Origin of the sequence: Anaeroplasma sp. (genome assembly GCF_034179385.1) — a bacterium.
Classification (GTDB): domain Bacteria; phylum Bacillota_I; class Bacilli_A; order Acholeplasmatales; family Anaeroplasmataceae; genus Anaeroplasma.
The window spans coordinates 1-8,964 of record NZ_JAXFPY010000101.1; the positions used below are offsets into that span (position 1 = coordinate 1).

General features: G+C 27.2%; 10 protein-coding genes. All 10 read left to right on the plus strand.

Translation table 11 applies throughout. The features are described 5' to 3' along the window. Nucleotides 1-292: 292 nt before the first annotated feature. Entirely contained in the window at nucleotides 293-883 is a 591-nt protein-coding gene (locus SPJ17_RS06825) for a macro domain-containing protein (protein WP_321093978.1), read from the plus strand. A 92-nt stretch (nucleotides 884-975) separates the two neighbouring features. Then, the gene (locus SPJ17_RS06830; protein WP_321093980.1) at nucleotides 976-1,137 is read left to right on the plus strand and encodes a hypothetical protein; all 162 of its coding nucleotides are present in this window, start codon (nucleotides 976-978) and stop codon (nucleotides 1,135-1,137) included. Beyond that, a complete protein-coding gene (locus SPJ17_RS06835) occupies nucleotides 1,134-1,589 on the plus strand; it encodes a hypothetical protein (RefSeq protein WP_321093982.1) in 456 nt (151 codons plus the stop codon). Before SPJ17_RS06830 ends, SPJ17_RS06835 begins: the two co-directional genes overlap by 4 nt. Nucleotides 1,590-1,788: 199 nt before the next feature. Then, nucleotides 1,789-2,724 carry a substrate-binding domain-containing protein gene (locus SPJ17_RS06840; RefSeq protein ID WP_321093984.1) on the plus strand — a complete coding sequence of 312 codons (936 nt, stop codon included), beginning with the start codon at nucleotides 1,789-1,791 and terminating at the stop codon, nucleotides 2,722-2,724. Between the two features lie 2 nt (nucleotides 2,725-2,726). Next, on the plus strand, nucleotides 2,727-3,665 hold the full coding sequence (pstC, locus tag SPJ17_RS06845; RefSeq protein ID WP_321093987.1) for a phosphate ABC transporter permease subunit PstC: 939 nt from the start codon (nucleotides 2,727-2,729) through the stop codon (nucleotides 3,663-3,665). A gap of 1 nt (nucleotide 3,666) precedes the next feature. Next, nucleotides 3,667-4,866 carry a phosphate ABC transporter permease PstA gene (gene pstA, locus SPJ17_RS06850; protein WP_321093990.1) on the plus strand — a complete coding sequence of 400 codons (1,200 nt, stop codon included), beginning with the start codon at nucleotides 3,667-3,669 and terminating at the stop codon, nucleotides 4,864-4,866. Nucleotides 4,867-4,869: 3 nt separating this feature from the next. Continuing rightward, a complete protein-coding gene (pstB, locus tag SPJ17_RS06855; protein ID WP_321093993.1) occupies nucleotides 4,870-5,619 on the plus strand; it encodes a phosphate ABC transporter ATP-binding protein PstB in 750 nt (249 codons plus the stop codon). A gap of 1 nt (nucleotide 5,620) precedes the next feature. Next, entirely contained in the window at nucleotides 5,621-6,259 is a 639-nt protein-coding gene (gene phoU / locus SPJ17_RS06860; RefSeq protein WP_321093996.1) for a phosphate signaling complex protein PhoU, read from the plus strand. Nucleotides 6,260-6,269: 10 nt separating this feature from the next. Beyond that, a complete protein-coding gene (locus SPJ17_RS06865; RefSeq protein WP_321093999.1) occupies nucleotides 6,270-6,938 on the plus strand; it encodes a response regulator transcription factor in 669 nt (222 codons plus the stop codon). Further along, nucleotides 6,935-8,590, plus strand: coding sequence for an ATP-binding protein (locus SPJ17_RS06870; RefSeq protein WP_321094001.1), 1,656 nt, complete (start codon nucleotides 6,935-6,937; stop codon nucleotides 8,588-8,590). Before SPJ17_RS06865 ends, SPJ17_RS06870 begins: the two co-directional genes overlap by 4 nt. Nucleotides 8,591-8,964 lie beyond the last annotated feature (374 nt).

An 8,964-nucleotide genomic window follows, 5' to 3' on the forward strand; every position in this document is an offset into this window, starting at 1 on the left:
TATCGCATTTTTGTTGCAGCTTTTAATTTTCATATATATATTATAGATATAGAATGATAGTGAAAGAAGCTTATTTACAGGTGTTGAAACTGTATTAAATATTAAATATTTTAAGGATTCTATAGATTATAATTTCAAGAAGGAATCAAATATGATTTGATGATATTGTGATTCATTTCAAATCATAGATAGGATATATGATAAGGATATTATATAGAGAGGAATATTTTGAATTTACGCAAGAAGAACTTGATATATATAGGAAAAATCTAAGGAAGTGGTGGGAAGAATAATGGAAATAATATTATTAGATAATAAAAAGGAAATGTGCCAAGCCTGGAGAAAATATTTTAGTGAATGTAGTGATGTTAAAATCGTCTGTGAATTTTTAGAATTTGCAAGTCTAGATGATGTAGATTGCTATGTATCTCCTGCAAACTCCTATGGACTTATGGATGGTGGATACGATAAGGCACTTACCATGTTATTTGGAAATAAGCTTCAACAAAGAGTTCAAGATTATATTATTTCTAATTTATATGGTGAACAACAGGTTGGTTCATCCATTATTGTAGATATACCAGGTGAAAACAAAAAACTAATTCACACCTCAACGATGAGGGTACCATCTAAAATTAAAAATCCAGAGGTAGTCTATACCTCTATGAGATCTACATTAATTTGTGCACTGAAGAATAATGTAAAGAAAATAGTCATTCCAGCCTTCGGTGGGGCAACAGGTAGGCTTGCACCTGATGTCATTGCAGAAGAAATGTTTAAGGCCTATATTCAGGTATTTAAAATTGATATTAAAATACACTCTTGGCGCGATTTAGCTGAAAGAGAAGATATGATGTATCAATACATCAAATCTAAGAAATGAAACTGCAACTATAACTACTGCACTATTTGGTGCAGTTTTTATCTTGCTTTAAATTCTAAAATTTATAATAAAGGTAGATAAGGTGGCTAATAATGTTTGGGGAAGATGTATTTAGCAAACATGAAGAAATTGTAATAGTTCACACAACAAATAAAGAATTAGAAAATAAAATAAAAGAATTAGAATTTAATAGAAGCATATCTTTTATCTCAAATATGGGAGTAGTGCATTTGATTTTATATGTGATAATATGAATGTAGATAAGAAAGATAAATATCAGGTCTATGTCCAATTTATGGATAATAAATATGAAAATAAAATAGAAGGGTATGATTCATATATCTATTCTAATGATTATGAAACTGCAGTACTAGATTTAATAAATGCTATGTATAAGGGTGGATTTGTTACATTATGTGCTTCAGATATCAGGTCTTGTTTAAAAAATAAATCATTTAACCATTATAAATATATAATTAATGAGCCATTAACTCCTAAATTATTAAATAAGATTCTAAATGAATTCAATATGAATAATAAAGAATGCATTTTGATATGCCACAACAATAACGACATTGCATATATGGAATTTAACATCCTTTGGGAAGCTTTAAAAAACACAAAGACTACCATCTTTTGGTATGCATATATAACAAATGGTATTAAATCTAAGGATAGATGGTTATCCTTATATATAGAAAAGTAGTACATTGAATACAAAAGCTTAAAGGCCTCAATCTGCCTTTAAGTTTTTTTTAAACTTTGCATATGCTTTTTCATAATGTATCCATAAAAGAGGCATACGTTTTTTACAACTTCTTTACAATTCTTTACCACTTTCAGGTATTTTTAAAAAATAAATATAAGTAAAATGTTGTTGTAAAAAATAGAAAAGGAGTTTATATATGAAGAAAATTTTAAAGTTTTCATGTTTATTATTCGTAGCATTTTTTGGATTAGTAGGTTGTTCAAACAATGCATTTAATCCAGAAGCAGAAATCAAACTTTACACTAGAGATACAACTTCTGGGACAAGAGATGGTTTCTTTACAGGTATTGGTTTAAGTGAAGCAAAAGAAGATAACTCTATTTTAAAAGTTGAAGGTCTAGGAACCGTTGAATCAAACGGTGACATGATCAATTCTATTAAAAACGATAAATATGGTATTGGATATATTTCAATGTCATCTTTAGAAGGTTCAAATTTAAAAGGATTGAGTTATGAAGGTGTTGCTCCAACGGAAGAAAATGTATTAAATAAATCATATACTTTGACAAGAAACTTTAATTACATTGTTAGAAGCAATTATGATAATGCAGAAAAAGAACAAATTATTGAAGCATTCTTAGCGTACCTTACTACTCAAGAAGCTAAATCTACTATGCAATCAGAAGGTGGAATTTTAGATGTTAAAGCAAGTGATCCTACATGGGATTCAATAAAAGGTAATTACCCAATCGTTACTCTAGATCATTCAGATATTACTATTCATTTTGGTGGATCAACATCTGTTTCTAAAATGGCTCAAGCTTTAGCTAGTGAATTCTCATCTCTTTGTGGTAATGTTAATTTCTCACACAATTATTATGGCTCAGGTGATGCATATAAAAAGACTCAAGGTGATGATAAAGATTCTACTGGCTATTTAGATATGGCTTTTGCTTCTCGTGAATTTAAATTAGATAGTTCAGAACCTGCAGAAGATGGAACTTATGGAAATTTATGTATTGATGCAATTGTTGTAGTAGTCAATGCTTTGAATACATGTAAAGATATTCATAAAGACCAATTAGTAAAAATGTATACTGGTGTTTACACGAAATGGAATGAGGTAATATAAGCATGAAAGAAAACATTTTAAAAAAGTCTTCGTTAAAAAGAAAAACAAGAACAGATATATTCTTTAAAGGCTTTTTTATGAGTGTTTGTATTTTATGTTCAGCAATAATCGTAGTGATTATTGCTTTTATTGTCATAAAAGGCGTACAACCATTTTTTAAAGAATATATAGTAAATAACCAAATATATAGGATATCATTTTCAGAGTTTTTATTTGGATATAGATGGAATTTTGCACCAAATCATTTTGGAGCTGGATTTATTATTTTAAATACAATATATATAACTGTATTAGCTTTATTCATTGCCGTTCCAATCAGTATTTTATCTTCTTTATTTATAGTAAGAATTGCTCCTAAAAAAATAGGAACATGTTTACAACTAGTAATTGAATTATTAGCTAGTGTTCCATCCATTATTTATGGTCTATTTGGTCAAGCTTATTTGACAAGAATTGTAATGAAAATAAGTGAAATATTTAACATTCAAACACTTGGAGGACAATCCGTATTCACTGCTTCTTTAGTTCTTGGAATGATGATTTTCCCTACTATAACAATGGTATCCATAACTTCAATTCAAGCGGTTAATAATAATTTGATTTTAGGTTCTTTAGCTTTAGGAGCTTCAAAGACACAAACAAATTTCAAAGTTGTTTTAAAAGGCGCTAAAAATGGAATATTTTCTGGAATCATTTTAGGTGTTGGAAGAGCTTTAGGGGAAGCGACTGCTGTATCTAAAGTTTGTGGTAATGCTCAAGTTGGCCCTACTTTTTCTTTATTTGATACAACTAGTACGATTACAACTACTATTTTAAGTGGTTTTAATGAAGCTAGTGGAATGGCATATGATATAAAATTTTCTTTAGGTATTGTATTAATTATAATTATTGTTTCAACCAATATAGTTCTTAATTTAGTGAAAAAGAAAGTAGGAAATTAATATGAAGAAACGTATTATAAAGGATAAAATATTAAATGGAATAACCTATTTGTTTTCTAGTTTTGGAGTATTAATTTTAGTATTGATCTTTGTGTTTATTTTCTCTAATGGCGCAAGTTCAATATCCTTTGATTTATTAACGAATAATTATTATAGTGAGTCATATACCTTAAAATATACAGAAGATCATTTAACAAGCTTTTCTTATAATTGTAAAGATGGTGAATATTTTTCTAAAGCTTGGGGAGTTGCTTTTGCTGATACAACCAATTTAGAAGGGGAAAAAGTTGTTTCCATTCGTTATATAGATTCTAATTCACCACTTAAAAATATGGTTGATGTAGGAAGTAATCATTATGTTTCAATAGCTGTTGGACAATATATTAAGAAAGGTGTTTTCGTTTGTGAGAATGATACTTTATTGACAATAACTAGTAAAGATGATGCGAATACTGTAGCTAAAAAATTTGATCAAGCTATAAGTATTACTAACTTATCTATTTATACGGATGGTGGAGGAATTAAGGGGTCATTAATAGCGACATTTTTATTAATAATCATTACATTATTCATATCCTTACCAATTGGAATATGTGCTGCTATCTATTTAAGTGTCTATGCTAAGAAAAATAAATTTAGTAGCATTTTAGAAGCTATGATTGATATGACAGGAGGAGTCCCATCAATTATATTTGGATTAGTTGGAGTAATTATTTTTATTCCAATATTAAACAAAATTATTTCATCTGATGGTATTTCATTAATGGCAGGTGCTATGACTTTATCCATCATGTTGCTTCCAGTAATTATTAAAACTACAAAAGAAGCAATTGATGTAATTCCTGATTCATTATCTCATGCTTCTTTAGCTTTAGGAGCTAGTCAAACACAAACGACATTTAAAATTATTTTACCAAATGCTATACCAGGTATTTTAACATCAACTCTTCTTTGCATAGGAAGAATTATTGGTGAAAGTGCAGCATTAATATTTGTAGTTGGTTCTCAAGTTCAAGATCAAATTTTCATTAATAAAGGTGCTACTACTTTAGCTACTCATATTTGGAACTTACTCGGTGGAGAAAACCCGAATTATAAGCTTGCTTGTGCCATATCCATTGTAATTCTTACAATGGTATTAATGTTAAATATCATAGTTAAAATTATCGGAAAGAAATTAAATAAATTTGAAAGGACATAATCAATGGAAAGTGTATTTAAAATAGAAAATGTTAATTTATTTTATGGCAATAAACAAGCCTTAAAAAATATTAACTTAGACTTATATAAAAATCAAGTTACAGCCTTTATTGGACCTTCTGGCTGTGGAAAATCAACTCTTCTTAGATGTTTAAATAGAATGAATGATTTAATTGAAGGATGTAAAGTTGAAGGAAGTATTCTATATGAAAATCAAAATATTAGCCAAATGAATACTTTAGAATTAAGAAGAAAAGTTGGAATGGTTTTTCAAAATCCTAATCCATTTCCAATGTCAATATTTGATAATATAGCTTATGGACCTAGATGCCAAGGAATTAAAAAGAAAGAGACATTAAAAAATATTGTTGTTGAATCATTAAAAAAAGCTGCTCTTTATGACGAAGTAAAAGATAGATTAAAAGAATCCGCCATGGGTCTTTCAGGTGGTCAGCAACAAAGATTATGCATTGCCAGGTGTATTGCAATGCAGCCAGATGTAATTTTAATGGATGAACCAACGAGTGCTTTAGATCCAATTGCCACTTTAAAAATTGAAGAATTAATTCATGAATTAAAAAAAGATTATACAATAATTATTGTTACACATAATATGCAACAAGCAACTCGTGTTTCTGATTACACAGCATTCTTTATGCTAGGAGAAGTAATTGAATGTGATAAAACAATGGATTTATTCTCTCAACCTAAAAACAAAAAAACAGAAGATTATATTACAGGAAGGTTTGGATAATATGAATTTATTACAAGGAATAGAATATTTAGATAGTTCAATAATACACATGGCGGATTTAGTCATTAACAACCTAAATGTTGCTTTTGATGCCTATTTAAATTATCAAGAAAAAGATTATCTTGTAAACGATGATGTCGTTGATAATTTAGAAAGAATGATCGAAGGAGAATGTCTTCATTTATTATTAAAGGAAAGACCTTTTGCAAGTGATTTAAGAAAAATATCAGGAATATTAAAATTAATATCCGATTTAGAAAGACTAGGAGATCACGCTGAAGATGTTTTAGAATTTTCTTTAAAATTAAAAAATAGTGAAAAGCATTCTAACGAAGAAGTTAATAAAATTGTAGATATAACATTACAAATGGTAAAAGATTCTATTGAAGCTTATATAAAACAAGATGTTAATTTAGCACAAAGCATCATTGATAGAGATGATTTAATTGATAAAATGTATGATGAATTAATAAATGATATTATAAAAATGACCGAAAACAATATTTGTAGTCCTTCCTTTGCTGTTTATACAACACTTGTGGTAAAATATATAGAGAGAATTGCTGACCATGCCGTAAACATTGCTGAATGGGTGGTTTATATTGTCAGTGGTTTTCATAAAGATAAAAAGATTATCTAGGAGGACAACAATGAATTATTTGATATATTCTGTTGAAGATGATAAGAATATTTCACATTTAATTAATGTCGCTTTAACGAAACAAGGTTATGTTGTTGAATCTTTTTATGATGGAGAATCTTTTTTTAAAAGATTTAATGAACAAAAACCTAATTTAATTTTACTGGATATGATGCTTCCAAATATTCAGGGAAGTGAAATATTAAAAACAATTAGAGATCATGAAGATAATGATGATATTCAAATTATTATTGTCTCTGCGAATCGAATGGTCATGGATAAAGTTGATGGCTTAGATTTAGGAGCAGATGATTATATTGAGAAACCATTTGAAATATTAGAATTGATGTCTAGAGTAAACTCTAAAGCTAGAAGATTTTTCAAAAGCACACGAATTGTTCGTGGGAATTTAATTCTTGATAGTAAGAAACATGAATTTTATAAAGATAATACTTTAATTGAACTCACGAATAAAGAATTTGAAATTATGGAACTATTGATGAAGAAAAATGGTGAAGTAATTTCTCGTGAAGAATTATTTCGTCATATTTGGGGAAATGATGATATAGAATCAAGAACTATAGATATGCATATTAAATCTTTAAGAAAAAAAATAAATGATACTGATGGAGTTATTATTAAATCAGTATATGGGATAGGATATAAAATCGAATTATGAAACGAAAAATATTATGTATAGAAATAATAAGTAGCATCTTAACTCTTTTCGTTTTATTTATTGTTTCTTGTATTTATGTAAATAATCAAAATTATGACACAGCAAAAAATGAATTATATTCCTATTCAAATATTGCTTGCGAAGTTTTTGATGGCACTAATTTTGATGAATTAAAAGATGTTATGAGTAAAACGAATGAAGATATAAGAATTTCTGTTATTGATCTTAGTGGAAATGTTATTGTTGATTCATCATTAAATGATGCAGAAAATCATTTAAATAGAGAAGAGCTTCAAAAAATAGGAGAATGTGTTACAAGATATTCGGATTCATTAAAATTAAATATGATGTATTTAGCGAAAGTTGATGATGGTTATTACATTCGTTTATCTCTTCCTATTCAATCATTAACAAAATTTATTAATAATTACATTGGTTTTGGGTTAATATCATTAATAATAATTTTATCTATTTCTATAACTGTTACATCACTTTTATATAATAAAACACTAAAGCCGATAAAAAATGAAATTAATAAATTAGAAACTATTTTAGATAATAAACTTACAAATGATACAGACTTTGAATTGTTATCATCAAAAATAAATGAATTAACAGTATTATTAAATGAAAAAGTAACCTCTTTATCTAACGAAAAAGAAAAATCTAAATACATATTAGATAATATGAATCAAGGGCTTGTTTTACTTAATAATGAAGGTAAAATAGAGTTAATAAATAAATATTTGTTATCTTTATTTGGTTTTGAACAAGATTATATTTTAAATAAGAATTACATGTATTTATTTAGAGATATTTTCGTTCAAGAAAAAATTGAAAATTGTATTAAAAACAATCAAGAAGAACAACTAATTTATGATTTAGAAGGAAGAAAATTCTTACTTTATATTAATATTCTTGAAACTTCTTGGTCTAATGCCTCTAATTTTCATGTTGCATTATTGATGGTTGATATCACTTTACAAGAAAACATGAATTCTTTAAAAAGGGAATTTTTTGCAAATGCTTCTCATGAATTAAAAAGTCCATTGACATCTATTATTGGATATCAACAATTAATTCAACAAGGAATATTAACAACAAAAGAAGAAATTCAAGATGCAACATTAAGAACGATTAAAGAAGCACAAAGAATGAACAAACTTATCATTGAAATGTTGGATCTATCAAGACTTGAAAACAATGTTTTAACTACAATTGAAGATGTAAATGTTTCAAAAATAATTAATGATTGTCTTTTAGAATTTAAAATAGCTATGGATAATAAAAATATTCAAGTGGAAAAAAATCTTGAAGATGTAATTCTTTCTGCTAGTCAAAGTGATTTATATAAATTAATTAAAAATATATTAGATAATTCTATTGCCTACAATAATGATTTTGGAAAAATTATAATTACTCTTAATAAGGATAAGCTTATCATATCTGATACAGGAATAGGAATTTCTAAAAAAGATTTAGAGCATATTTTTGAAAGATTTTATAGAGTTGATAAAGCTAGATCAAAACAAAATTCTGGTACAGGGTTAGGACTATCTATAGTTAAGCACGTATGCTTATCCTATGGATATAAAATAAATGTTGAAAGTGTATTAGGAAAAGGAACTACAATAACAATTTTATTTTCATGAATAAAAATGATTATCCATAAAAGATGTAAATTAGCATTTTATATGTAACTAAAATAAATAGTATTATCAAAATAAATGAAGGAAGTCCTTCAAATAATTTGACTATATTCTAGTCATTTTAAATGAAGGACTTTTTATTTTGTTCTAGGAAATATTAACTAAAAAATATAAATAAAAAAATAGTAGAATCCCAGGGACACAGATTTTCCCTGCCCCTTTTCGAGCTACGCATGTTAATATAGGATTTCATCCATAAAATATTATGAGCCAGTGTGGCAAAATACACTGGCTCAATTCATAAATATCGATGGCTCAAATAAAGAATATTGCTGGCGCACTAAAATAAAATTACTGGCTCAAAAAATCGGGAATAA

Excerpts from the sequence above, each read along its gene's own strand:
- SPJ17_RS06870 (WP_321094001.1), top strand. The coding sequence starts at position 6,935 with ATGAAACGAAAAATATTATGTATAGAAATAATAAGTAGCATCTTAACT.
- SPJ17_RS06865 (WP_321093999.1), top strand. The coding sequence starts at position 6,270 with ATGAATTATTTGATATATTCTGTTGAAGATGATAAGAATATTTCACAT.
- SPJ17_RS06835 (WP_321093982.1), top strand. The coding sequence starts at position 1,134 with ATGAATGTAGATAAGAAAGATAAATATCAGGTCTATGTCCAATTTATG.
- SPJ17_RS06825 (WP_321093978.1), top strand. The coding sequence starts at position 293 with ATGGAAATAATATTATTAGATAATAAAAAGGAAATGTGCCAAGCCTGG.
- SPJ17_RS06840 (WP_321093984.1), top strand. The coding sequence starts at position 1,789 with ATGAAGAAAATTTTAAAGTTTTCATGTTTATTATTCGTAGCATTTTTT.
- phoU (WP_321093996.1), top strand. The coding sequence starts at position 5,621 with ATGAATTTATTACAAGGAATAGAATATTTAGATAGTTCAATAATACAC.
- pstC (WP_321093987.1), top strand. The coding sequence starts at position 2,727 with ATGAAAGAAAACATTTTAAAAAAGTCTTCGTTAAAAAGAAAAACAAGA.
- SPJ17_RS06830 (WP_321093980.1), top strand. The coding sequence starts at position 976 with ATGTTTGGGGAAGATGTATTTAGCAAACATGAAGAAATTGTAATAGTT.
- pstB (WP_321093993.1), top strand. The coding sequence starts at position 4,870 with ATGGAAAGTGTATTTAAAATAGAAAATGTTAATTTATTTTATGGCAAT.
- pstA (WP_321093990.1), top strand. The coding sequence starts at position 3,667 with ATGAAGAAACGTATTATAAAGGATAAAATATTAAATGGAATAACCTAT.